This window comes from Acidovorax sp. sif1233 (assembly GCF_019218755.1).
In the GTDB taxonomy this organism is placed as follows: Bacteria; Pseudomonadota; Gammaproteobacteria; order Burkholderiales; family Burkholderiaceae_C; genus Acidovorax.
In genome coordinates this window covers 294,176-317,075 of sequence record NZ_JAHUWZ010000004.1, presented here as the reverse complement: position 1 = coordinate 317,075, position 22,900 = coordinate 294,176, and the positions used below count along the sequence as shown (strand labels likewise).

Annotated in this window: 20 protein-coding genes; 9 read left to right on the top strand and 11 right to left on the bottom strand. The window is 69.2% G+C overall.

Translation table 11 applies throughout. The features are described from left to right. Positions 1-203: 203 nt before the first annotated feature. Entirely contained in the window at positions 204-368 is a 165-nt protein-coding gene (locus KW843_RS15840; RefSeq protein ID WP_218296109.1) for a hypothetical protein, read from the bottom strand. Next, complete coding sequence (locus KW843_RS26795) at positions 337-468, bottom strand: hypothetical protein (protein WP_255591040.1); 132 nt, start codon at positions 466-468, stop codon at positions 337-339. Before KW843_RS26795 ends, KW843_RS15840 begins: the two co-directional genes overlap by 32 nt. A 189-nt stretch (positions 469-657) precedes the next feature. Between KW843_RS26795 and KW843_RS15835 the strand changes: the two genes are divergently transcribed. Both KW843_RS15835 and KW843_RS15830 read left to right on the top strand, forming a co-directional pair. Further along, positions 658-1,668, top strand: coding sequence for a M14 family zinc carboxypeptidase (locus tag KW843_RS15835; RefSeq protein WP_218296108.1), 1,011 nt, complete (start codon positions 658-660; stop codon positions 1,666-1,668). Between the two features lie 12 nt (positions 1,669-1,680). Then, positions 1,681-2,445, top strand: coding sequence for an alpha/beta fold hydrolase (locus KW843_RS15830; RefSeq protein ID WP_218296107.1), 765 nt, complete (start codon positions 1,681-1,683; stop codon positions 2,443-2,445). A 59-nt stretch (positions 2,446-2,504) separates the two neighbouring features. Here the strand turns inward: KW843_RS15830 and KW843_RS15825 are convergent, their stop codons facing one another. From KW843_RS15825 to KW843_RS15815, 3 genes are all read right to left on the bottom strand, one after another. Then, positions 2,505-3,254 (bottom strand): SGNH/GDSL hydrolase family protein, encoded by a 750-nt coding sequence (locus KW843_RS15825; protein WP_218296106.1) that lies wholly within the window; start codon positions 3,252-3,254, stop codon positions 2,505-2,507. Between the two features lie 137 nt (positions 3,255-3,391). Continuing rightward, positions 3,392-4,750 carry an SPOR domain-containing protein gene (locus KW843_RS15820; RefSeq protein WP_218296105.1) on the bottom strand — a complete coding sequence of 453 codons (1,359 nt, stop codon included), beginning with the start codon at positions 4,748-4,750 and terminating at the stop codon, positions 3,392-3,394. A gap of 207 nt (positions 4,751-4,957) precedes the next feature. Next, entirely contained in the window at positions 4,958-5,992 is a 1,035-nt protein-coding gene (locus KW843_RS15815; protein WP_218296104.1) for a YcjF family protein, read from the bottom strand. A gap of 362 nt (positions 5,993-6,354) precedes the next feature. Here KW843_RS15815 and KW843_RS15810 point away from each other — a divergent pair, with 362 nt between their 5' ends. From KW843_RS15810 to KW843_RS15800, 3 genes are all read left to right on the top strand, one after another. Next, positions 6,355-7,875 (top strand): AMP-binding protein, encoded by a 1,521-nt coding sequence (locus tag KW843_RS15810; RefSeq protein ID WP_218296103.1) that lies wholly within the window; start codon positions 6,355-6,357, stop codon positions 7,873-7,875. Positions 7,876-8,109: 234 nt separating this feature from the next. Then, on the top strand, positions 8,110-8,592 hold the full coding sequence (locus KW843_RS15805) for a GreA/GreB family elongation factor (protein ID WP_218296102.1): 483 nt from the start codon (positions 8,110-8,112) through the stop codon (positions 8,590-8,592). A 286-nt stretch (positions 8,593-8,878) separates the two neighbouring features. Further along, entirely contained in the window at positions 8,879-9,538 is a 660-nt protein-coding gene (locus tag KW843_RS15800; protein WP_218296101.1) for a DsbA family oxidoreductase, read from the top strand. A gap of 142 nt (positions 9,539-9,680) precedes the next feature. Here KW843_RS15800 and KW843_RS15795 read toward each other — a convergent pair whose 3' ends face one another. The 3 genes from KW843_RS15795 to cphA (KW843_RS15785) form a co-directional block, all read right to left on the bottom strand. Next, the gene (locus KW843_RS15795; RefSeq protein ID WP_255594789.1) at positions 9,681-10,148 is read right to left on the bottom strand and encodes a CreA family protein; all 468 of its coding nucleotides are present in this window, start codon (positions 10,146-10,148) and stop codon (positions 9,681-9,683) included. A 53-nt stretch (positions 10,149-10,201) separates the two neighbouring features. Continuing rightward, positions 10,202-12,778, bottom strand: coding sequence for a cyanophycin synthetase (gene cphA, locus KW843_RS15790; protein ID WP_218296100.1), 2,577 nt, complete (start codon positions 12,776-12,778; stop codon positions 10,202-10,204). A 75-nt stretch (positions 12,779-12,853) separates the two neighbouring features. Further along, the gene (gene cphA / locus KW843_RS15785; protein ID WP_218296099.1) at positions 12,854-15,058 is read right to left on the bottom strand and encodes a cyanophycin synthetase; all 2,205 of its coding nucleotides are present in this window, start codon (positions 15,056-15,058) and stop codon (positions 12,854-12,856) included. A 229-nt stretch (positions 15,059-15,287) separates the two neighbouring features. Between cphA (KW843_RS15785) and KW843_RS15780 the strand changes: the two genes are divergently transcribed. The 3 genes from KW843_RS15780 (at position 15,288) to KW843_RS15770 (ending at position 18,879) form a co-directional block, all read left to right on the top strand. Then, positions 15,288-17,594: an ABC transporter ATP-binding protein gene (locus KW843_RS15780; RefSeq protein WP_218296098.1), complete on the top strand. Its 2,307-nt coding sequence runs from the start codon at positions 15,288-15,290 to the stop codon at positions 17,592-17,594. Between the two features lie 20 nt (positions 17,595-17,614). Beyond that, the gene (locus KW843_RS15775; RefSeq protein WP_218296097.1) at positions 17,615-18,112 is read left to right on the top strand and encodes a DUF1854 domain-containing protein; all 498 of its coding nucleotides are present in this window, start codon (positions 17,615-17,617) and stop codon (positions 18,110-18,112) included. 335 nt (positions 18,113-18,447) lie between these two features. Continuing rightward, on the top strand, positions 18,448-18,879 hold the full coding sequence (locus tag KW843_RS15770; protein WP_218296096.1) for a hypothetical protein: 432 nt from the start codon (positions 18,448-18,450) through the stop codon (positions 18,877-18,879). Between the two features lie 299 nt (positions 18,880-19,178). On the opposite strand, the gene KW843_RS15765 is transcribed toward KW843_RS15770, so the two are convergent. The 3 genes from KW843_RS15765 to gspF all read right to left on the bottom strand — a co-directional run bounded on the left by KW843_RS15765 (position 19,179) and on the right by gspF (position 21,892). After that, positions 19,179-19,571, bottom strand: a complete 393-nt coding sequence (locus KW843_RS15765) for an EF-hand domain-containing protein (RefSeq protein ID WP_370627773.1) — start codon at positions 19,569-19,571, stop codon at positions 19,179-19,181. Between the two features lie 151 nt (positions 19,572-19,722). After that, positions 19,723-20,655, bottom strand: a complete 933-nt coding sequence (locus KW843_RS15760; protein WP_218296095.1) for a 5'-nucleotidase — start codon at positions 20,653-20,655, stop codon at positions 19,723-19,725. Between the two features lie 4 nt (positions 20,656-20,659). Next, positions 20,660-21,892: a type II secretion system inner membrane protein GspF gene (gspF, locus tag KW843_RS15755; RefSeq protein ID WP_218296094.1), complete on the bottom strand. Its 1,233-nt coding sequence runs from the start codon at positions 21,890-21,892 to the stop codon at positions 20,660-20,662. Positions 21,893-22,125: 233 nt separating this feature from the next. Here gspF and KW843_RS15750 point away from each other — a divergent pair, with 233 nt between their 5' ends. Beyond that, positions 22,126-22,875 (top strand): SDR family NAD(P)-dependent oxidoreductase, encoded by a 750-nt coding sequence (locus tag KW843_RS15750; RefSeq protein WP_218296093.1) that lies wholly within the window; start codon positions 22,126-22,128, stop codon positions 22,873-22,875. The last annotated feature ends 25 nt before the right edge of the window (positions 22,876-22,900 follow it).

Below are 22,900 nucleotides of genomic sequence, written 5' to 3'. Positions count from 1 at the left end.
TGCTTCAGAGTTGCAGTGTGCCTCCCCCCATTGAAGGGAAGGTGCGCAATTTTAGGTGCGACTGCGGCACACCCCGCAAATGTGAAGACCCGCCTGCGCCAGAGGCTTCTGAAACAGCGGGTGAAAGGCATGCCCGAAGCGGTGCCGGTGGGGCCGGCCGCATGCCCGCCGCCGCCGCGTGCGGGCGCTGCCGCGGGCCGCCGTCAGCGGTGTGCCGGCGTCTGGTGGCGCTGGCGCCACTGGTGGTAGCGCTGGCGCTGGAGCGCCAGCAGCTCCACCAGGCCCCAGGCCAGCGCGCAGCCGAGGGTGCCGCACAGCACGGCCAGGCGGCGCACTTCAGTCCTGCGCCGTGGCTGCTGCGTCTTCATGCGCCCATCCATCGGTGCGGGGCAGGTCGAAGCTCGGCCAGCCGGGGGCATCGAAGAGTTCATCCAGCAGCCGCTGCAGTCCGAGCCATCTCCAGAGCATGATCGTGTGCCTCTTTGAACAGGTTGTCTGCGGGCAAGTTAACGCGCTTGTGTGACAGTTCCGCGTCGTTTCGCTGAATTCATACAGGGCGCGCGATGGCGTTGCCGGTGCCTGCGGGCCGGGCATATGCTCGCTCTTCGTTGTACTGCCGCCCTGCCGCCCGGTTTCGCGCCACCCTTGCCACCCACCATGAACACGCTGCCCGAGTTGCTGGCGCTCGAAAAGATCATCGAACTCGGTGCGTCCCACTTGCAGGTGCGGGTGGTGCGGCAGGTGCAGACGGCCTCGGGCCACTGCTTTCCGATCCATGCCATTAGCCTGGGCAATCCGGCGCCGGACGTTCCGGCGGTCGGGTTCTTCGGTGGCGTGCATGGCCTGGAGCGCATCGGCGCCGAGGTGGTCCTGGCCTACCTGCAGAACGTGGTGATGCGGCTGCAGTGGGACACCACGCTGCACCGCCAGCTCGAGCACATGCGCATGGTCTTCATGCCCATCGTCAATCCGGGCGGCATGTGGGCCGCCACGCGCGCCAATCCGCGCGGCGTGGACCTGATGCGCAACGCGCCGGTGGACGCCACCGACCGGGTACCGCCGTGGATCGGCGGGCAGCGGGTGAGCGCGGGGCTTCCCTGGTACCGGGGGCGCGCGGGCGATGCCATGGAGCCGGAAAGCCAGGCCCTGTGCGAGGTGGCGTCCGAGGAGCTGCTGGCGCGGCCTTTCAGCATCGCCATCGACTGCCATTCGGGATTTGGCGCCCGGGACCGCCTGTGGTTCCCGTTTGCCCACACGCGCAAGCCCATCGCGCACCTGGCCGAGCTGCACGCGCTGCAAGAGATCTTCCTGCAGGCCCACAGCCACCACCCGTACGTCATCGAGCCGCAGAGCGCGCAGTACCTGGCGCACGGCGACCTGTGGGACCACCTGTACCTGCAGGCCTGCCGCGATGTGCCCGCGCACACGTTCCTGCCGCTGACGCTGGAGATGGGCTCCTGGCTGTGGATCAAGAAGAACCCGCGCCAGCTGTTCTCGCGCAATGGCATCTTCAACCCGCTCATCGACCACCGGCAGCAGCGCGTGCTGCGGCGTCATCTGTCGCTGCTCGATTTCCTGGCCCGCGCGGCCTGCAGCCACGGGCGCTGGGTGCCCGCACCGGGGCAGCGCGCGCAGCGCAGGGCGGACGCCCTGGCCGCGTGGTACTGAAGGCCTGCGCCCATGCGCCAGTGGATCTTGCTCAGGGGCCTGGCGCGGGAGTCCGCCCACTGGGGGGACTTCCTGGCGGATTTCGAGCGTGCCTTGCCCCGGGACCGGGTGCAGCCGCTCGACCTGCCCGGCAACGGCCAGCTCCACCGCCAGCCTTCGCCGCTGTCGGTGCCCGCCATGGTGCGGGCATGCCGCGAGGCGCTGGCCGGGAGCGGCATCGCGCCGCCCTACCACCTGCTGGCCGTGTCGCTGGGAGCCATGGTGGCGACCGAATGGGCGCGGGTGGCCCCCGCGGAGGTGGCGGGCTGCGTGCTGATCAACACGAGCTTTCGCCCTTTCAGCCCCTTCTATCACCGCCTGCGGCCGCGCAACTACGCGGCGCTGCTGCGCCTGGCGCTGTGGGGCGGCGCGCCGCAACAGATCGAGCAGGTGGTCTTGCGCCTGACCAGCAACAGCGCGCCTGAGCGCCAGCAGGTGGTGCGGGACTGGGCCGCCGTGCGCGCGCGCCGCCCGGTGCAGGCCGCCAATGCGCTGCGCCAGCTGGTGGCGGCGGCCCGCTACCGTGCGCCCCGGGTGGGGCCCGTGGCGCGCATCCTGCTGCTGGCGAGCCACGGGGACGGCCTGGTGCGCAGCCAGTGCTCGCAGGCCGTGGCCAGCGCGTGGCGGGTGCCCGTGGTGCTGCACCCCCGCGCAGGGCACGATCTGCCGCTGGACGACCCGCGCTGGGTCATCCGGCAGGTCCAGGACTGGCTGGCGGAAATCGACGGGGCGCGCTGACGCGGGCCGCCCCGGCGGGCGCGGCCTGCATCCGGTGCGCGCGGCGCCCGCGCGTGCCGTCAGGGCGCGGGCAGTCCGCCCTGGGCCACCAGCGCGCGGTACCACTCCTGGTACCCCGCGCTGCTGGGGTGCAGTCCGTCGGCGGCATTCAAGGTGTCCCGCCGGGACACGAAGGGGTCCTGGTCCCGGGGCCTGAGCAGGCGCACGTAGTGCGCGCCGTGGTCCGCGGCGGCGTCCTGCGCCAGGGCGTGCAGGCGCTTCGAACGGCGCGACATGACCCAGGACAGCGGCGGCGCGAAGAACGGTGCATGGCCCACGTCGCCGCAGGGCATGAGCACCACGCGGCGCCCTTTCTGCAGGGCCAGCGACATGGTCCTTTGCAGCTCGGCGCGCAGCGTGTCCGCGGGCGTGAAGCGGATCACGTCGTTCCCGCCCGCGAGCACGAGCACCATGTCGTAGCCACCGTCCGCGCGCTCCAGCTGCGCGGCCACGTCGGCAAACCGTGCGCCATTGGCCGCCAGGTTGTCGATGCGCCACCGCGGGTGCTGCTGGCCGATCAGGCCCGGCAGGCTTTGCGCGGGCGTGCTGGCCCCGGTGCCGACGGCGGTGCTGTCGCCCACGACCAGCAGGCGTTTGTCCGGCTGGGCGGGGTGTGCGGTGAAGGGCCGCGCGCCACGGGCCAGCTCCGCCACCGTCCAGATGCGCCATGGCGCACAGGCGGTGGCCAGCAACGCGCCCGCGGCCACGGCCGCGATGGTGGCCAGGCGGCGCGTGGAGAGATGCAGGGCAGGGCGGGGCGTGCGGTTCATGGCGGCGGCGGTGTGGTGCATGCAGCCTACCGGCGCGCCTGGGGTGCGGGCGTCGGCGCCAGCGCGCCCGGGGCGTAGGACGGCGCGCCCGGCGCCCGGGTGGGCCGCTGCGCGCGGGCCCGCGCCTATTTATTTGTCTATTGCCTGAAGACCACGGCTTCCAGCGCCATCGCCCGGATCGACCCGGCCGCCGCGTCGGCCTGCGCGCGGCTTTCGTAGGGCCCCACGCGGACACGGATGCGGCGGCCCTTGGCGCTGTTCAGCTCCTGGCGGAAGGCAGGCAGCCCTTCGTTGAGCAGCCGGGCCTGGGCCTTGCGGGCGTTGGCTTCGTCGGCAAAGAGCCCCACGTTGATGTAGTAGCCCGCCGCGGTGCCCACGGTGGGCTGGGTGGTGGAGGCCGCTGGAGCAGCGGCTGGGGCGGGTGGTGCCTTGGCCGCCTTGGAAGGCTTCGCGGTGGAGGCCGCGCGGCTTGCTGGCTCGGCGGCGGGCGCTGGTTTGCTGGCCGCGCCGGGTGCTGCCTTGGCCGGGGATTTGGAGGTGGCCTTGGTGGCCGGCACGGAGACTGGCGCGCTGGCGGCCGGCGCCGCCGTGGGGGCCGTGGGTACGGAAGGGCTCGCGGTGGCGGGCGCTGCCTGGGTGGCCGGTGGCGGGGTTTTGCCTGCCGGCGCGGCCGCTGGTGCCCCGGGCGGTGCCGCCGCCGTGGACGCGGCACCGGTGGCGGGGGGCGCCGCCGTCGCCGCGGCGGCGGAGGTGCTCGGCATGGGGGCCGAGGCAGCGGGCGTGGATGCAGGTACCGGTGCCGGTGCGGGGGCGGGCGCTGGTGCTGGTGCTGGTGCAGAAGACGCCGCCGCGCCGGGCCTGGACGCGGCTGTCGCGGTGGCCTGGGCGACGGTCACCGCCGGTTCCAGTGCCAAGGGCCTGGTGGCCGAAGGGGCCCAGGCCAGGTAGGCCAGCGCCGCCGCGGCCACCAGCACCAGGTTGGCCAGCACCAGCGCCTGCAGCCGCTTGCGCGAGCTGGCCTGCTTCTCCAGCAGCGCGCTGGCCTCGGGCAGGGTGCGGGAGGCGGCCAGGGCGCGCGCCACCCGCTTGCGGATGTCGGCATACAGGATGGCGTTGCCATACAGGCCGGGCACCGCGAAGGCCAGGACGGCGAAGGCGCCCAGCACCCCCAGTTCCACCCCCGGCGGCCACTGCAGGAAGGAGCGGCCGACGCCGAACACGATCAGCGCCAGCCCCTCGGCGGCCGCCACGTAGACCAGCGCGGCGCTCCACAACTGGCGAAACAGCATCCAGTTGAGCGTGGCCAGGCACGCGGCCCAGTTCCAGGTGGTGGTGGTGCGGCCGGTGTTGTCAAAGCGCTCGAAGACGGCCAGGTAGTACGCGGTGTTCACGGGCCCCAGCGCCAGCCGGGAGAGCGCCGTCATGGCGTTGTCGGACGGTGAATCGAGCGACATGGCCGGGATGATGGAGGCGACAGGATCCGTGTGGTCGAGCATGGGCCGATTCTGTCATGGGCCGGTGTTGGCGCCACAGGGCCTGTGCGCGCGTGGCGCGGCTGCAGCGCCGCCGGGCCCGCGCCGCGCGCCGGCGCCCCTGCGCGCATGCGGCGGGCCCCGGGATCGGGCCTTGAATGAGCCGCTAGCGCCTGTCTGTCAAGCGCTAGAAGCTATTAAAAATATAGCAATCTTGCCGGGCCCCGTGGGTCAGGCGCCGCGCACCATGGCCATGATCTTGCCCGCATCCAGCGTGGCGGCCTTCTGCTGGATCTGCGGCAGGTACTGCGACTGCATCTGCTTGGCCGGACCCAGCAGGTTCTGAAAGCTGTCGCGCAGCATGGCGGTGCTCATCACCCGGCCGCCCGCGTAGTAGCGCTTGGCCACCTGGCCCAGCGCATACGTGGTGGCAAACGAAAACGCCATGCCGGTGGCCGCGCTGCCTACGCCTCCAATGGTGCGGCCCGCCACCTTGCTCAGCAGGCCGCCGAGCAGCTTGCGGCCAAACTGCTCCAGGTACTGCGACGTCATGCCCACGCCCGCCGCGGCGATGAACTCCTTGATGTGGCCCTGGTCCAGCTCCACGCCGTGCGCCTTGCCGATGCCGTAGACCATCTTCACCTGCATCGGGATGATGGCCATCGACGCCCACGACTGCGGCAGCAGCTCCAGAGCGCCGTTGAGCATCGCGTAGTTCAGGATGGACTTGTCCAGCTCGGCATCGCCCGGGCCTGCGGGTGCGGGCACCGGCACGGATGCAGACGACGAAGAAGAAGGCGCCGACGCGGCCGCTGCTGCATAGGCCGCAGCACCGGTGGCAGCACCCGCCACCCCCCAGGGCACGGCCGAGGGCGGCGCCTTCTCGGCCACATCCACCAGCGCATCGGCCTCGTGCTCGAAGGCGGCGGTCTGCTGCGCGCCCAGCTGCAGCGCGGACTTGAGCGTGGCCAGGAACTGCGCCTCCGCCGGCGTCTGCCGGCCGTCCACGTCACACACGCACACCGCCATCTCGTAGGCCAGCTGGCGGTGGCCGGGGTCGGTCAGCGCGGCGGCTGCGGCCTGCACCGTGGTGCGCTTGAGCAGCACGTCCTGGTAAATGCGCGGCAGGTCGGCCATGCCGCTGTCGCCCGCCAGCGACTGGGCGATGCGGCGGATCTCTTCACGCTCGGCGTCGTCCTTGGTGCCGTCCGCAAACGCGGCCAGCAAGGCGATGGTGAGAATGGATTTTTGCTGTTCTGGAGTCATGCGGTGCGGGCCTGCAAGGCCGTGAAATGGAGGGGGCTGTCACGCTGCCCGTGCCAGAAGGCGGTGGGGCGGCGTGCGGTGTCAGGTGCAGTCTAGGGTGCGCGCTTTCAACGCCACGGCTTGTGGGGAATTGCGGGCATCTGGTAACCAGGTGCATCGCGGCGCCGGCTGCCAGCCCTGCGGCCCACCCGGGTTTCCCCTTGCGTAGTGGAGCGACTGTGCGCCCGGGCCTCTCTTGCGTACAGTGGCTGTCTCATGGCAAGGAGGCAAGGCATGCGGCAAGCGGCGACGACCAGCAGGGCAAGCAATACAAGCAGTACCAGCAGGGCAGGCACCACCATCCTCGGCGCGCGGGGCGCCCGATGAATATCGCCCACCTGCTGCGCCGCAGCGCGCAACTGCATGCCCACCAGCCCGCCGTGCTGCAGGGCGACCAAGTGCTCTTCGACTACCAAACGCTGGGCGCACGCACCGCCGCGCTGGCCGCCAGCCTGCGTACACGCTACGGCGTGTTGCCCGGCGACCGCGTGGCCATCTACGCCGTCAACGCGCCCGAGTACCTGGAGGCGCTGCACGCCATCGTGTGGGCCGGCGCCGTGTCCGTGCCCGTCAACTACAAGCTGCACGCCAAGGAGCTGGCCTACGTGCTGGCCGACTCCGGTGCGCGCGTGGCGCTGGTGTCCGAGGCCCTGCACCCCGCCGCGCGCGAGGCCGGCGCAGACCCTGCAGCCACCCTGCTGCTGGGCTCTGCCGACTACCAGCAGGCCGTGCAACAGCATGATGCGCCCATGCCCGTGCACGACCGTGCCCCGGACGACATCGCATCGCTGTTCTACACATCCGGCACCACCGGCCGGCCCAAGGGCGTGATGCAGACGCACCGCAACCTGCTGGCCACGACGGCCTGCTACTTCACCGACGTGGACGACGTGCTGCCCGGCGACGCCATGGTCTACGCCGCGCCCATGTCGCACGGCGCGGGCCTGTACAACTACGCCCAGGTGCTGCGCGGCGGGCGGCACGTGGTGCCGGCGTCTGGCGGCTTCGACCCCGCCGAGCTGGTGCAGTTGGCTGCATCCGTGGGCCAGCTCACCCTGTTTGCCGCGCCCACCATGGTGCACCGCCTGGTGGAGCATGTGCGCGCCACGGGCGCCGACGTGCAGGGGTTCAAGACGATCGTCTACGGCGGTGGCCCCATGTACGCCGATGACCTGCGCACCGCCATGGCGGTGATGGGCAACGACCGCTTCGTGCAGATCTATGGCCAGGGCGAAAGCCCCATGACCATCACCGCGCTGTCACGCGCGCACCTGGCCGACACCACCCACCCCCGCTGGCCTGAGCGCATGGCCTCGGTCGGCGTGGCGCAGTCGCTGGTGGAGGTGCGCGTGGCCGACGCCCAAGGCCAGCCCCTGCCCACGGGCGAGACCGGCGAGGTGCTGGTGCGCGGCGACACCGTCATGCCCGGCTACTGGAACAACCCCGACGCCACCGCGCGCACGCTGCAGGGCGGCTGGCTGCACACCGGCGACCTGGGCGCGCTGGATGCGGATGGCTTCCTGACGCTGAAGGACCGGTCGAAGGACGTGATCATCTCCGGCGGCAGCAACATCTACCCGCGCGAGGTGGAAGAGGTTTTGCTGCTGCACCCCCAGGTCCGCGAGGTGGCCGTGGTGGGCCAGCGCGATGCCGAGTGGGGCGAGGTGGTGGTGGCCTACCTGGTGGCGGGCGAGGGTGGGCCGGTGGGGGATGCGGTGCTGGACGCGCTGTGCGGGGCGCACATCGCGCGGTTCAAGCGGCCGAAGGTGTATCGGTGGGTGGAGGGGTTGCCCAAGAATAGTTATGGGAAGGTGTTGAAGACGGAGTTGAGGGGACGCGCCTAGAGATCGCTCGGCTTTGGCGGGCCGCAGCTTCAGGCGGGTTGCGGGCATGCGCCCCGCGTTCGCGAATGGGTACCATCGGCCAGTTCCTGCCGTTCGATGCACCGAAATGGACGACAGGACAGTGCCCAGGGCTGACGTCAACCCGCAGCCGACAGAAGCGTCCAAGGCTGGTGGAGCCCGGAGCCCTTCGCAATCAAGACCCACCCCCGCTTGTCGAGATGCCGACCCTTCATCATGGATAAATTCTTGCTGCGGCAGCAGGTGCTGGAACGGCTCGCCGAAGACCTGCTGCAAGCCGAACAGGCAGTGCGTGCGGCCCATGAAACGGCGACCCACGAAGAAAACATCGCCGAAAACAAATACGACACATTGGGACTCGAAGCCGCCTACCTGGCCACCGGCCAAGCCCGGCGCGCCGAAGCCATCCGCCAGGCGATGGCCAATTGGCGCCAATTCCGCCCGCGACCCTACGACGCCAGCAAAGGTATACAGCTCGGCGCACTGGTTTGCCTGGTCGATTCCGACGACAAGCGGCAGCAGCTCTTTCTCGGTCCGGATGGGGGCAGCATGAAGCTGGTCAACTGCGCCCAGCCCGTTCAGGTCATCAGCAGCGAAGCGCCACTGGGCAGGGCCATGCTGGGCAAATGCGAGGGGGATGAGGTGTCGATACAGGTCGCTCCAATCCGACAGCAGTTTGAGGTGCTGCGGGTTCAATAGGCCGCATGCAGGTTCACGCCGGATTGGCCCGGGTCAGCGGACGTTCAGGCGTGGTGAACGTACCGGCTGGATGGCAGGGCCTGCAGCCCTTTGCAACCGGCCGCTGGGTCCGAGAAGTCACTGGTGCATGCATGACCGCTGCGTGACCTGGACCGTGAGCTCAGGGGGCCGACATCACTGGCCGCTTCGCAGTCGGCGGCGCCGACCTGCTCAGTAAACCCCCTCCCACCACGGTTATCCCACCCCGCCTACCATCCCGTCCTTCTTCCCTTCCCAAGGCCCTCCCATGCCCAACCCCACCACCCTCAAGATCGATTTCGTCTCCGATGTCTCCTGCCCCTGGTGCATCATCGGCCTGCGGTCGCTGGAGCAGGCGGCGGACCGCCTCAAGGACGAGGTGGCGCTGGACCTGCACTTTCAGCCATTCGAGCTGAACCCGCAGATGGGCCCCGAGGGGCAGGACATCGGCGAGCACCTGCAAGAAAAGTACGGCGCGACGCCTGCGCAGAGCCAGAAAAACCGCGAGGCCATCGCGGCGCGCGGCGCGGAGCTGGGCTTTACCTTCAGCATGGACAAACGCAGCCGCATCTACAACACCTTCGATGCGCACCGGCTGCTGCATTGGGCCGAAGAGCAGGGCGTGCAGCCCGCGCTGAAGAAGGCACTGTTCAAGGCCTATTTCACCGATGGGCAAGACCCGAGCAACCACGAGGTGCTGGCGCGGGTGGCGGGCGAGGTGGGGCTGGATGTGGCCGAGGCGCGTGCGCTGCTGGCGTCGGACCGCTTCACGGACGAGGTGCGCGAGCGGGAGCAGTTGTATCTGCAAAGCGGCATTAATTCCGTGCCGGCGATCATCATTAATGAGCGGCACCTGATCCAGGGTGGGCAGCCGGTGGAGGTGTTCGAGCAGGCGCTGCGGCAGATTGCGGCGCAGCAGGCTGGATGAGGGGATGCTATTGAATTAATAGCTTCTAACGATTACCAGTCAAGCGGTAGAGGCTGTTTTTATCAAAAGAAAAGGGGCTCAAGGCCCCTTTTCTGTTGGTGGTGACGTACGTCCCGCTACGGCGACGGACGACGACCGCTTGTCACTTGCGCAGCGGGATGGCCGTGGCGCGGTCCACGGGCACGGCGGTCACGCTGTTCTGAGGGGAGCCGTCCACCAGCTTTTCTGAATACGTCAGGTACACCAGCGTGTTGCGCGGGGCGTCCACCATGCGCACGATGCGCAGGCGCTTGAACAGGATGGACATGCGTTCGCTGAAGACTTCTTCCTGCTTCTTGAGCGGCTCGGGGAAGCTGATGGGCCCGACCTGGCGGCAGGCGATGGAGGCCTCGGCCCGGTCCTCGGCCAGGCCCAGCGATCCCTTGATGCCGCCGGTGCGCGCGCGCGAGACGTAGCAGGTCACGCCCTGCACGCCGGGGTCGTCGTAGGCCTCCACGATGATGTCGTGGTCGCGGCCCAGCCACTGGAAGGCGGTGTCCACCGTGCCGATCTTCTCGCCCGTGGCCGCCAGCGCCGGCAGCACCACGGCCAGTGCGCACGCCGCCGCCATGGCCCAGCGGCGGGCACGGCGCAGGCCGGTGGCGGTGGCGGTGGATGATTTCGTCACGCCGTGGCCCCGGCGTCGGCGCAGCGCTGTGCCAGATGGGCCAGCGCTTCCTCCACCTGGTCCACCAGCACCAGGCACAGGTCGCCGGGCTGCAGGCGCGCCAGGGCGGCGTCGATGGCAATGAATTCGCCGCGGATCTCTTCCACGTGCGTGGTGCGCGATGCGCCCACCAGGCCTTCGCGCAGCAGGGCCATCACTTCGCCGTCGGCACGGCCGCGCTGCGCGGCGTCCTGGTACAGGATCACGTCGTCGAACGCGGCACCCAGGATCACGGTCTGGTCGCGGATGTCCTCGTCGCGGCGGTCGCCCGCGCCGCTGATGACCACGCTGCGGCGCTTGGCGGGCAGCGCGTCCACGGCACCCACCAGGGCGCGCATGGCGTCGGGGTTGTGGCCGTAGTCGGCGATCACGGTGGCACCCCGGTAGTCCATGATGTTGAAGCGGCCGGGCGCGTTGTCACTGTCGTTCACAAAGCCCGACAGGCCGCGGCGGATGGTCTGCCAGGGCATGCCCACGCCCCAGGCGGCGGCCACGGAGGCCATGACGTTCTCGACCTGGAAGCCGATCTTGCCGTTGCGCGTGATGGGCACGTCGCGCAGGTGGATGGTCTCGCGCCACGAGCCTTCCGAGGCCACGATGGAGTCGCCGTCCACGTACACGGTGCGGTGCCCCTGCGCGCGGTGCGTGGCCATCACGGGGTGGTGGCGGTCGCTCGCAAAGAAGATGATCTTGCCGGGGCAGGCGGGCGCCATGGCCGCCACGATGGGGTCGGCGGCGTTGAGCACGCCATAGCCCGTGGTGGCCACGTTCTGCACGATCACGCGCTTGAGCACGGCGAGGTCTTCCACCGTGGTGATGTAGTTCAGGCCCAGGTGGTCGCCCGCGCCGATGTTGGTGACCACGGCCACCTGGCAGCGGTCGAAGCCCAGGCCTTCGCGCAGGATGCCGCCGCGCGCCGTCTCGAACACGGCCGCGTCCACCTCGGGGTGCAGCAGCACGTTGCGCGCGCTCTTGGGGCCGCTGCAGTCGCCGCTGTCGATCTGGCGGCCGTTCACGTACACGCCGTCGGTGTTGGTCATGCCCACGCGCAGGCCCTGGGCCGTGAACAGGTGGGCGATCAGGCGCGCCGTGGTGGTCTTGCCATTGGTGCCCGTGACCGCCACGACCGGAATGCGGCCGTCGTCGCCATGGGCGTACAGCTTGTCCACCATGGCCTGGCCCACGTTGCGCGGCTTGCCGTAGCTGGGTGCCAGGTGCATGCGCAGGCCGGGGGCGGCATTCACCTCGACGAAACCGCCGCCTTGCTCTTCCAGTGGGCGCAGCACGGTTTCGGCCACCATGTCGACGCCGCAGATGTGCAGGCCCACCATCTGCGCCGCGGCCACGGCGCGCGCGGCGACCTCGGGGTGCACGTCGTCGGTCACGTCGGTGGCGGTGCCGCCGGTGGACAGGTTGGCGTTGTTGCGCAGGATGACGCGCTGGCCCTTGGGCGGCACCGAGTCGGGCGTCAGGCCCTGCATGGCCAGGCGGGCCACGGCGATGTCATCCAGGCGGATCTTGGTGAGCGAGGTCGCGTGGCCTTCGCCACGGCGCGGGTCCAGGTTGACCTGGTGGACCAGTTCGCGCACCGTGTGCTGGCCGTCGCCCAGCACCTGGGGCGGCTCGCGGCGCGCGGCGGCCACGAGCTGGTCGCCCACCACGAGCAGGCGGAAATCGTGGCCTGGCAGGAAGCGCTCGACCATCACCGTGCCGTATTCGGCTGCGGTGCGGAAGGCTTCCTCGAGCTGCGCGCGGTCGGTGATGTTCACCGTCACGCCCTTGCCCTGGTTGCCGTCCTGCGGCTTCACGACCACGGGCAGGCCCACCTTCTGGGCCACTTCCCAGGCCTCGTCGAGCGTCTCGACCGGCTTGCCCAGCGGCACCGGCACGCCGGCCGCATGCAGCAGGCGCTTGGTCAGGTCCTTGTCCTGGCCGATGGATTCGGCCACGGCGCTGGTCGAGTCGACCTCGGCGGCCTGGATGCGGCGCTGCTTGGAGCCCCAGCCGAACTGCACCAGGCTGCCGCGCGTGAGGCGCCGGTAGGGGATGCCGCGCGCCACGGCCGCATCCACGATGGAGCCGGTGCTCGGGCCCAGGCGCTCGTCTTCGTCGAGCTCGCGCAGCTTGGCGATCACCGCGTCGGCATCGAAGCCGCCGTGGCCGAGCGCGGCCTGGATGAGCTGCTGGGCGTCTTCGAACGCCTGGCGGCCCACGGCCTCTTCGCTGTACTCGACCACGACCTGGTACACGCCCGCGTCGGTGGTGGCGGTGGTGCGCGCGAAGGTCACGGGGCAGCCGGCCTGGGCCTGCAGGTTCAGCGCGGCCGTCTGCAGCACGTGCGCCAGGGAAATGTCGGTGCTCCCTTCGGCATGAAGGACGCCGATGGCGGGGAACAGCGCCCGCAGCCGCGCTTCGAATCCGGGCATCTGGCCAACGGCGCGTTCGGCTTCGGTGCAGGCAACCACGGCCTCGATGGCCATGTGGCGGCTCCAGAGGTTGGGGCCGCGCAGGGCCCGGGTGCGGGATACATCCATGGGGTCTCTTTCAGTAATCGTTCGGGGCTCGCGGGCCCCGTTCAAGTCGCGGGCGTTCGGTTCTCTACGGGCGGATCAGGAAGGCAGGCCCACTGGCGCCGGCAGGTCGGGCTCGAAGGTCTTGATGCCCGCGCCGATCAGGTCGGGGGCGATGTTGAGCGCCCACGCCGCGCCGATGGCGGCCAGCAGGGCATCGGTGTCCGGCACCACGGCGTTGCGCCCGAAGGTGAGGTCCGACAGCGAGCCCAGCACGTGCTCGGCGCTGCCGGTGGCCAGCACCACGCGGCCATTCTTCACGACCACGGCGCGGCCGTTGTCCGTGGCGCGGTGCTCCACGATCACGGGCAGCGTGGCGTCCTGGGCGTACAGCACCACGGCGCCATCCGACAGCGGGGCGAGGTCTGCCACCTGGGGGATGGCCGCGTTCAGCACGGCGGCGCCCTCGGCCAGCACCACGTCGACCTGGGTGCGCATCACCTTGGTCATCTGGTCCTGCTCGTGCACGTCGAATTCGGCCAGCGTTTCCACGCCGTCCATGTCGGTGACCACGCCCACCTGGCAGCGGTCGTAGGCGAGGCCGTCGCGCAGGATGGTGCGCGCGTCGCTTTCGATCACGGCGGCCTGCACCATCTGGTTCATGAGCAGGCGGTGGGCGGCTTCCCAGTGGGCGCAGTCCGTGGTCTCGACGCAGCGGCGGTCCAGGAACAGGCCTTCGCGGCAGGCCAGGCCCGTGTGGTGCCCACCCAGGTGCAGCAGCCACGCCACCACGCGTGCGATGGTCGAGGTGCTGCGCGTGCCGGCCACGCCCACCACCGGAATGCGGCCGGCCTGGCCATCGCCGTCCTCGGACGGGAACAGGTGTTCCGCGATCGCCTGCCCCACCGGGCGCGGCGCGCCCACGGCGGGCTTGAGGTGCATCAGCAGGCCCGGGCCCGCATTGACCTCGACAATGGCGCCGCCCTGGGCATGCAGGGGCTTGGAAATGTCCCTGGCCACCATGTCGATGCCGGCGATGTCGAGGCCCACCACCTTGGCGGCCAGCTGGGCGATGTAGGCCACCTCGGGGTGCACGTCGTCGGTGCAGTCCACGGCCACGTTGCCGTTGCGCTGCACCACCACCTGGCGGCCGGCGGCGGGCACGGAGCTGGCGTCGAGGTCCTGGCGCTTGAGCTCGAGCTGCACCTTGGTGTCGGTCGCCAGGTCGATGATTTCGAGCGGGTACTCTTCCTCATAGCCCCGGCGCGGGTCGGAGTTGAGCTGGGTGTCGATCAGTTCCTTGACGGTGGAGCGCCCGTTGCCGGTGATGCTGACCACCTCGCCGCGCGCCGCGGCCACCACCTTGCCGCCCACCACCAGCAGGCGGTGCTCGTCGCCGGGGATGAAGCTCTCGACCATCACGTCGCTGCCCTCGGGGTAGGCCACGTGGTAGGCCGCCTCGATGTCTTCCTTCTTGCGCAGGTCCAGCGTCACGCCCCGGCCGTGGTTGCCGTCGGAGGGCTTGACCACCACGGGCAGGCCGATGTCCTCGGCCGCTTCCCAGGCTTCCTCGGGGCTGTTGACCACGCGGCCTTCGGGAATGGGCACGCCGCAGGACTTGAGCAGGCTCTTGGTCAGGTCCTTGTCGCTCGCGATGCCCTCGGCGATGGCGCTGGTGAATTCGGTCTCGGCCGTCCAGATTCGGCGCTGGCTGGCGCCATAGCCCAGCTGCACGAGGTTGCCGTCGTTCAGGCGGATGTGCGGGATGCCCCGGTCGGTGGCGGCCGTCACGATGCAGGCGGTGCTGGGGCCCAGGTACTGGTCATCGACCTCGGTGCGCACGCGGGCCACGGCGGCCTGCACGTCAAAGGGCTCGTCGTTGATCGCCGCCATGATCAGGCCATGGCCCTGGGCCAGGGCCATGCGCGCCACCTGCTCGTCGCGGGCGCGGAACACCATGCGGTACACGCCGCGCTGCGAGGTGCTGCGGGTCTGGCCGAAGCCGGTAGGCATGCCCGCCAGGTTCAGCAGCTCGATCACGATGTGCTCCAGCACGTGGCCGCACCAGGTGCCTTCCTGCAGGCGCTGCAGGAACCCGCCGCGCTCGCCCACGCCGCAGTGGTGCTCGATCAGCGCGGGCAGCCAGGCGGTGAGGCGCTCGTTGAAGCCGGGGAGGAGGTTGGAGGGATGGTCCTCCAGTTCCCCCAGGTCCAGCCAGACCTCCAGCACGGGCCGGTAGGTCCAGATATTGGGGCCGCGCAGGTAGTTGATGCGAAGCAGTTGGATATCGTTGAGTTTCGCCATGGATTGCAGCGGGTGTGTTTCCGGCCTTTTGCGGGCCTTGCTGGGAAAAGGTGACTTTGTGGACGATGATTGTGCGCCAGACTGGAGCCGGGATGCGGTGTCAGCCAGATGACTGCCGCACACGTTACAGCGGGACGCCGCCGCGCCGTGGGGCGCAGTATGGGGGAGAATTCGCGCTTTCGCGAGATCGGTCACCGCAGGCTGCCGGGGGCGGAAATACCAACCAAAAATGCAACATCACCATTCTGTGGACGCCTCGGGTGTCTTTTCCGGCCCCGTGGGGGCCGATTTGCGGGCCATGCTCGCTCCCAAAGAGAACGTACTGGCAGCGCTCCAGGTTGACCTGAGCACGGCCCTGCGTTTCGCGGCGGGCTGGGTGGTGGTGACGTCCGAGCGCCTGCTGGCCTGCGATCCGGGTACCACCGCCTGGCGCGGCTGGCCCCTGGGCGACGGCCTGGCCCTGCGCCTGCAGGACCACGGGGGCGTGGGTTCGCTGGAACTGCACGATGCGCGGGCGCGCCTGGCCCTGTGGCGCTTCACCCTGTCACAGCATGCCCAGGCACTGCGCCTGGTGCAGCGTTTCGAGCAGCAAAGCGCGCGGGGCGAGGCGGACGCCGCCGAGGAGGCCGACGAGCCCACCTGTCCCACCTGCCACACGCCGCTGCCCCCCGATACGGAGGAGTGCCCGGCCTGTGCCCGCGCCCAGCCGCCCCAGACCTCCACCTGGGTGCTGCTGCGCCTGTGGCGCTTTGCCCGGCCCTACCGCAAGCAGCTGGCGGCCGGCTTCGGGCTGACGCTGGCCTCCACCGCCGCCACCCTGGTGCCGCCGTACCTCACCATCCCGCTGATGGATGACATCCTCATCCCGTTCCAGAACGGCAAGCAGATCGAACCGGGCCTGGTGCTGCTGTACCTGAGCGGCCTGCTGCTGTCCGCCCTGGCGGCCTGGGGCCTGTCCTGGGCGCGCACCTACATCCTGGCGCTGGTGTCCGAGCGCATCGGCGCTGACCTGCGCACCACCACCTACGAGCACCTGCTGCGCCTGTCGCTCGACTATTTCGGGGGCAAGCGCACCGGTGACCTGATGGCGCGCATCGGCTCGGAGACAGACCGCATCAACGTTTTCCTTTCCTTGCATGCCCTGGATTTCGTGACCGATGTGCTCATGATCATGATGACGGCGGCCATCCTGTTCTCCATCAACCCCTGGCTGGCGCTGGTCACCCTGGTGCCGCTGCCCTTCATCGCCTGGATGATCCATACCGTGCGCGACCGCCTGCGCACCGGTTTCGAGAAGATCGACCGGGTCTGGTCCGAGGTCACCAACGTGCTGGCCGACACCATCCCCGGCATCCGCGTGGTCAAGGCCTTCGCCCAGGAAAAGCGCGAGGCCCAGCGCTTTCGCGACGCCAACCAGCACAACCTGGAGGTCAACGACAAGCTCAACAAGACCTGGTCGCTGTTCACCCCCACGGTGTCGCTGCTCACCGAAATCGGCCTGCTCGTGGTCTGGGCCTTCGGCATCTGGCTGGTGTCGCGCAACCAGATCACGGTGGGCGTGCTCACGGCCTTCATCGCCTACATCGGGCGCTTCTACAGCCGGCTCGACTCCATGAGCCGCATCGTCTCGGTCACGCAGAAGGCGGCGGCCGGTGCCAAGCGCATCTTCGACATCCTGGACCACGTGAGCAACGTGCCCGACCCGGCCCAGCCGGTGAAGGTGGACAAGGTGCAGGGCGCCATCGCCATGCGCAACGTGGGCTTCCGCTACGGCAGCCGCGCGGTGATCAAGGGGCTGGACCTGGACATCCGCCCCGGCGAGATGATCGGCCTGGTGGGACACAGCGGTTCGGGCAAGAGCACCCTGGTGAACCTGATCAGCCGCTTCTACGACGTGAGCGACGGCTCCATCCAGGTCGATGGCGTGGACATCCGCCGCTTCGCCGTGGCCGACTACCGGCGCCACATCGGCCTGGTGTTGCAGGAGCCCTTCCTTTTCTTCGGCACCATCGCCGAGAACATCGCCTACGGCAAGCCCGAGGCCACGCGCGAGGAGATCGTGGCGGCCGCCCGCGCGGCCCACGCGCACGAGTTCATCCTGCGCCTGCCGCACGGCTACGACTCGCTGGTGGGCGAGCGCGGCCAGGGCCTGTCGGGCGGTGAGCGCCAGCGCATCAGCATCGCGCGTGCGCTGCTGATCGACCCGCGCATCCTGATCCTCGACGAGGCCACCTCGGCCGTGGACACCGAGACCGAGAAGGAAATCCAGAAGGCACTGGACAACCTGGTGCAGGGCCGCACCACCATCGCCATCGCCCACCGCCTGTCCACCCTGCGCAAGGCCGACCGCCTGGTGGTGATGGACCGCGGCGAGGTGGTGGAAGTGGGCCCCCACGACGAACTCATGGAGAAACAGGGCGCCTACTGGCGGCTGTACGAAGCCCAGGCCCGCCGCGCCGAGGAAGACGCGCAGGCCGCCGGCGTCATCATCGACAGCAGCCTGCTGCACCCGGCCCACCCGGCCGGCAATTCGTGACCGCCACCGTGGGAACCGCCATGAACACAACCACCTTCACCCTGGTGTCGCAGCCTGAATTCACCCTGGCCCGCAACCCGCACGGCCGGCTGGTCCTGACCCTGCCCGATGGCACCGTCCACGAAGGCATCACGCCCGTGCGGGCCTTCCCCATTGCCGCGCCGGCGCACGGGCTCTCCTTGATCGGTTCGGATGGCCACGAGCTGCTGTGGATCGACCGGCTCGACCAGCTGGAGGCCACCGCGCGCCAGCTCATCGAAGAAGAGCTGGAAGTGCGCGAGTTTGTGCCCACTATTGAAAAAATCGTTGCCGTGTCGAGCTTTTCGACCCCCAGCACCTGGGATGTGGAGACCGATCGCGGACCCGCCAAGCTGGTGCTCAAGGCCGAGGAAGACATCCGCAGGCTGGGGGGGCGCACCCGGCTGCTGATCGCGGGCGGGGACGGGGTCCAGTTCCGGGTCCAGGACACCACCGCGCTGGACCGGCATTCGCGCCGGCTGCTCGAACGCTTCCTCTGACGCGCCAGCCCCGCCATGCCGGGGCCCTTCCCGCACAGGATCGCCGGTAGCCCATGGTGGGCGTTTCGGGCCCGCCGCTGGCGGCTGCCGGCGGCATTCCACCCCAAAAAGCAACACGCAACCCGCGTGGTTGCCACCGCGTGCGTGTTCAATCCGCGCGTCCGGCCATTCATCAGGCCCTTTGGCGGCCTGAAAATCGCGACAAAGGTAGGTGAAAACCCTTAATTTTGGGCAATCGGTGAAAAAGACCTAAATTTCCCCTTCTTTTTGCCGTAATGAATGTACGAAGAGGCCAAAAGACCCTCTGTCATTCATCTCAACTACGGGCCATTGCCATGCAAATGCCACCTGTCGATCGATCGCCGAGTTGGCGTCCTCAGGGCGCTGATTTGTATTCCACTGGCGCCTCTGGCGCGCCACCGGTGCGTCCCATCAACGCATCCAACCCCGTCGAGTCCATGGACCGGATGGGCGAGGGCGCGATCGTGCGCGAGCCCGACAAGCCGTCGGCGCCCGACGTGGCGAACCGGGACTGGACCGAGGTGAAAAAAAAGGACACCGTGGAAGAACCGCCAGAGCCGCCCAAGGAGCCAATCTACAAGCAGCTGCTGGAGCTCATCCAGTCGATGTGGCGGGCCAGCGGCAGTGCGGTGGAAGTGGCGCAGGACATCAACCGGATGACCTTGCAGGAGCGCCTGGCCCAGCAGGTCAAGAACGAGCCGCTGACGTACTCGGACCCCAAGATCAAGCGCACGGGCGGCCTCTAGCCCGCCGCCGCCTGCGCTGCGTGCTGGGCCGGTGGCACCGGTACCGCGCTGCCCGCAGTGGCTGGTCCTTGCTTCTTTTGCATTTTTTGGCCGGTGGCGCGCAATGCTGCCGCCCGCAGCCCGTCCCTTGTGCGGATCGGCTTCCCATCCCCAGCGGCGCCTGCGGGGTGATGCTCCTGAAAATATAGCTGAAGGTGCTTATCCAATAAGCCTAAAACACCTTTTTTAACCAGGATCTGGCTGCCCGCGCGGCGCGCTTGCCTGCGGGAGGGGATGGGCAGCCGTCCACCCGGGCGGGCTCAGGGCTGGCTGCCGGAGGCGGGCTGGCGGGCGGCCTGGGCTGCCTTGTTGCGGTCCCGCTCCGCGCGGTATCTGGCGGCGAAGACGCGAACCTCTTCGTACGACACATAGCCGTCGCCGTCCGTGTCCGCCTCGTCAAACGCGGCCGCCAGGCGGGGAAAGAGCTTGACCTCGGTGCGGCTGAGCTTGCCGTCGCCGTTGAAGTCCAGCATCTTGAAATCGCGCATGGCCTTGATCTCGCCCTTGGTCTGCCCCGTGCCGGGCTCGGCGGGCGCGCTCGCCGCAGGCTCTGGCGGCGGTGCGGCAGGGGCCTGGGCCAGCGCGGCGGAGCCCATGGTGGCCAGCACGGCGCCCATCAGGCAGGCGGCCAGGGAAATTCTCTTGCGCAACACATCTTCCTTCAGTGGGGTTCGGGGGACGATGTTGGCACAGTTGGTGGGCCGCCGGCGGATTGCAACCGGGGCTTTGCAGGCTTTCCCCCGGCGTTGCAGGACTTTGCAGAACTTTTCGCGGCAAGGGCCCGGACCATCGCCACCCCCTGACTCAGCCGCCCCCGGCATGCAGGGGGTTGGAGATGCCGCTGTTCACATGTCCCGCGGGCACATGGCGCGCTGCCGACGTCACGTGGCCCGTCTGGTCGTCGAAGAAGAAGTCCGGCTCGAACTCGCGCAGGAACTCGCCCTTGGGCAGGCCGCCCAGGAACATGGCTTCGTCCACGTCGATGTTCCAGTCCATCAGCGTGCGGATCGCGCGTTCGTGCGCGGGTGCGCTGCGCGCCGTGACCAGGGCCGTGCGGATGCGCATGCCGGTGGCGCCGCCGGATTCTCCGGCGGATTGCAGCCGGTGCAGCGCCGCGAGCAGGGGCTTGAAGGGGCCGTCGGGCAGGGGCAGGGCCGCCTTGTCGGTCTCGTGCTGCTGGAACGCCGCCAGGCCCTCGGCCTGGTACACCCGCTCGGCCTCGTCGGAGAACAGCACGGCGTCGCCGTCAAAGGCAATGCGCACTTCCTGCGGGTTCGCGTCGCCGGCCCGCACCGACTCGGTGATCACCCGCGCGGCGGGGTAGCCCAGGTGCAGGGCCTCGCGCACATCGGCCTCATTCGCCGACAGGAACAGGTGCGCGCCCAGCGGCCGCAGGTAGCGGAACGGGTCGCGCCCCTGGGTGAACACGCCGCGCTGGATGGTCGGCAGGCCATGGGCATTGCATGAGCGGAACACGCGCATGCCACTGACCGGGTCATTGCGCGAGAGCAGCACCACCTCCACCCGCTGGTGCTCGGAGGTGTTGAACGCGAGCAGCTTGCGCACCAGGGAAAACGCCACGCCGGGCGCGGCGGGCACATCCAGGCGCTGGCGCTGCAGCTCCACGTAGGCGCGGTCATCGCTCTCGTGTTCGAAGACGCGGTTTTCTTCCTCGAAGTTGAACAGCGCGCGCGAGGAGATCGCCACCACCAGCTTGTCGTCCAGGGTCACGGCCATAAAGTCACTTCACAAACTGATTCAGCTGGATGATGGGCAGCAACACGGCCAGCACGATCAGCATCACGATCATGCCCATGCCGACGATGAGCAAAGGCTCCAGGATGGTGGCCAGCGCCATCGCGCGGCGCTGCACCTCGGTGGAAAGCTGCCGTGCGGCGCGCTGCAGCATCACCGGTAACTGCCCGGTCTGCTCGCCCAGGCGCGCGAACATCGACAGCAGGCCGGGAAAACGCTTTTTCTGTGCCAGCGCCGAGGCCAGGGGCGCGCCTTCGCGCACCAGCACCAGCGCGTCCAGCGCGTCGGCGCGCAGCGCGCGGTTGTTCAGGGTTTCGGCGGCGGCCTGCAGGGCTTTCAGGATGGGCACGCCCGCGCCCGCCAGCATGGCCAGCGTGCCGGCAAAGCGCGCCGCGTTGTAGCCGCGCGCCAGCTTGCCCACGAGGGGCAGGTTGAGCCAGGCGGCATCGAATTTTTCACGGATATGCCCAATGGTCAGTGCCCAGCGTGCGCCAAAAACCATCAAGACAAAAGCAATCAGCACCATCAAGCCATAGCTGCGCACAAAAGCGCTGATACCCAGCATGGCCACCGTGAGGAACGGCAGCGCCCGCTTGGTGCCCGCGAACACGCTGGCCACCTGGGGCACCACGTAGCCGACGAGGAAGAGCACGATCACGATGGCCACGATGGTCACGATGGCCGGGTACAGCGCAGCGCCCACCAGCTTGGCCTTGAGCGCCTGGCGCTCTTCCAGGTCGTCGGCCAGGCGCTCCAGCACCAGGCCCAGGTTGCCGCTGTGTTCGCCCGCGCCGATCACGGCGCAGTAGATGTCCGAGAACTCGCGCGGGTGCTGCGACAGCGCGCGGGCGAACGTGGCGCCGGCATTCACCTCGGCGCGCAGCGCGGCCACCAGGTGGCGCTGGCGCTCGTCGTCGGCCTCTTCCGACAAGGCGGTGAGGGCGCGTTCGAGCGGCAGCCCGGACGACACCAGCCCGGCGATCTGGCGCGTCCAGATGGCCAGCGCGGTGGCACCGAACACCGGCCGGGTGAACAGCCGCTGGCCGAGGCTGGCGGCGCTCCCGTCCAGCGACTGTCCGGTCTGCACCAGTTCCACGGCCAGCGGCACCAGGGCCTGGGCCCGCAGCAGGCTGCGCGCCGCCTTGGCGGTGTCGGCCTCCATGAGGCCCTTGCGGGTCTGGCCCTGGGCGTCCAGGGCTTCAAAGGAAAAAGCGGGCATGCGGGCGTGGGTGGTAAGGCGTGGGCGTCAGGAAATCACACAACGGTGGGTGGAGGCAGAAATGCCCTGCAGTCCGAGATGGTAGCCGCTACCCGAGGCCACTTGCCGCGCCGTGGGTCCCGCTGTCGGAGGCGTGATCCAGGTCAAGGCGCCGGCACCCCGGGCGCGCAGAATGAAAAAAACGGACCTGTGGCATCGGGTTGCAGGTGTTCTGAATGAACCAGGAGTCTTTCATGCTGAAGAACAAGGTGGCGTTGGTCACGGGGGCATCGTCGGGCATCGGGCGTGCCATTGCGCTCGTGTGGGCGCGCGAAGGCGCCAAGGTCGTGGTGTCGGATGTGAACGTGCCAGCGGGCGAGGAAACGGCTGCGCTGGTGCGTGCGGCGGGCGGCGACGCCATTTTTGTGGCCGCCGACGTAGGCAAGCCCGCAGACTGCGAAACGCTGGTCAACCGCACGGTTGCCCACTATGGCCGTCTGGACGTTGCCTGCAACAACGCTGGCATCGGCGGCCCGCAGGCGCCCACGGCCGACTATCCGCTGGAGGGCTGGACGCAGGTCATCAACATCAACCTGTCGGGCGTGTTCTACGGCATGAAGTACCAGATCGCGGCCATGCTCAAGAACGGCGGTGGCGCCATCATCAACATGGCGTCTATCCTGGGCTCCGTGGGGTTTGCCACGGCGCCGGCCTATACGGCCGCCAAACACGGTGTGGTGGGGTTGACCAAGGCGGCAGCCATTGAATACGGGGCCCATGGCGTGCGCATCAATGCCGTGGGGCCCGCCTTTATCCACACGCCGATGATCAGCGGTCTGGAGCAGGACGCCGGCGTCAATGCCATGCTGGTGGGCGCGCACCCCATCGGCCGCCTGGGGCAGCCCGAAGAGGTGGCCGAGCTGGTGGCTTGGCTGGCGTCCGCCAAGGCGTCATTTGTGACCGGGGCGTATTACCCGGTGGATGGCGGATATCTGGCGCGGTGAAGCCTGGGCGACAGGGGGGTGTGTG

Bases quoted from the DNA above. Each gene is read 5' to 3' on its own strand.
- KW843_RS15840 (WP_218296109.1), bottom strand. From the start codon at position 368: ATGAAGACGCAGCAGCCACGGCGCAGGACTGAAGTGCGCCGCCTGGCC.
- KW843_RS26795 (WP_255591040.1), bottom strand. From the start codon at position 468: ATGCTCTGGAGATGGCTCGGACTGCAGCGGCTGCTGGATGAACTCTTC.
- KW843_RS15835 (WP_218296108.1), top strand. From the start codon at position 658: ATGAACACGCTGCCCGAGTTGCTGGCGCTCGAAAAGATCATCGAACTC.
- KW843_RS15830 (WP_218296107.1), top strand. From the start codon at position 1,681: ATGCGCCAGTGGATCTTGCTCAGGGGCCTGGCGCGGGAGTCCGCCCAC.
- KW843_RS15825 (WP_218296106.1), bottom strand. From the start codon at position 3,254: ATGAACCGCACGCCCCGCCCTGCCCTGCATCTCTCCACGCGCCGCCTG.
- KW843_RS15820 (WP_218296105.1), bottom strand. From the start codon at position 4,750: ATGCTCGACCACACGGATCCTGTCGCCTCCATCATCCCGGCCATGTCG.
- KW843_RS15815 (WP_218296104.1), bottom strand. From the start codon at position 5,992: ATGACTCCAGAACAGCAAAAATCCATTCTCACCATCGCCTTGCTGGCC.
- KW843_RS15810 (WP_218296103.1), top strand. From the start codon at position 6,355: ATGAATATCGCCCACCTGCTGCGCCGCAGCGCGCAACTGCATGCCCAC.
- KW843_RS15805 (WP_218296102.1), top strand. From the start codon at position 8,110: ATGGATAAATTCTTGCTGCGGCAGCAGGTGCTGGAACGGCTCGCCGAA.
- KW843_RS15800 (WP_218296101.1), top strand. From the start codon at position 8,879: ATGCCCAACCCCACCACCCTCAAGATCGATTTCGTCTCCGATGTCTCC.
- KW843_RS15795 (WP_255594789.1), bottom strand. From the start codon at position 10,148: ATGGCGGCGGCGTGCGCACTGGCCGTGGTGCTGCCGGCGCTGGCGGCC.
- cphA (WP_218296100.1), bottom strand. From the start codon at position 12,778: ATGGATGTATCCCGCACCCGGGCCCTGCGCGGCCCCAACCTCTGGAGC.
- cphA (WP_218296099.1), bottom strand. From the start codon at position 15,058: ATGGCGAAACTCAACGATATCCAACTGCTTCGCATCAACTACCTGCGC.
- KW843_RS15780 (WP_218296098.1), top strand. From the start codon at position 15,288: ATGCAACATCACCATTCTGTGGACGCCTCGGGTGTCTTTTCCGGCCCC.
- KW843_RS15775 (WP_218296097.1), top strand. From the start codon at position 17,615: ATGAACACAACCACCTTCACCCTGGTGTCGCAGCCTGAATTCACCCTG.
- KW843_RS15770 (WP_218296096.1), top strand. From the start codon at position 18,448: ATGCAAATGCCACCTGTCGATCGATCGCCGAGTTGGCGTCCTCAGGGC.
- KW843_RS15760 (WP_218296095.1), bottom strand. From the start codon at position 20,655: ATGGCCGTGACCCTGGACGACAAGCTGGTGGTGGCGATCTCCTCGCGC.
- gspF (WP_218296094.1), bottom strand. From the start codon at position 21,892: ATGCCCGCTTTTTCCTTTGAAGCCCTGGACGCCCAGGGCCAGACCCGC.
- KW843_RS15750 (WP_218296093.1), top strand. From the start codon at position 22,126: ATGCTGAAGAACAAGGTGGCGTTGGTCACGGGGGCATCGTCGGGCATC.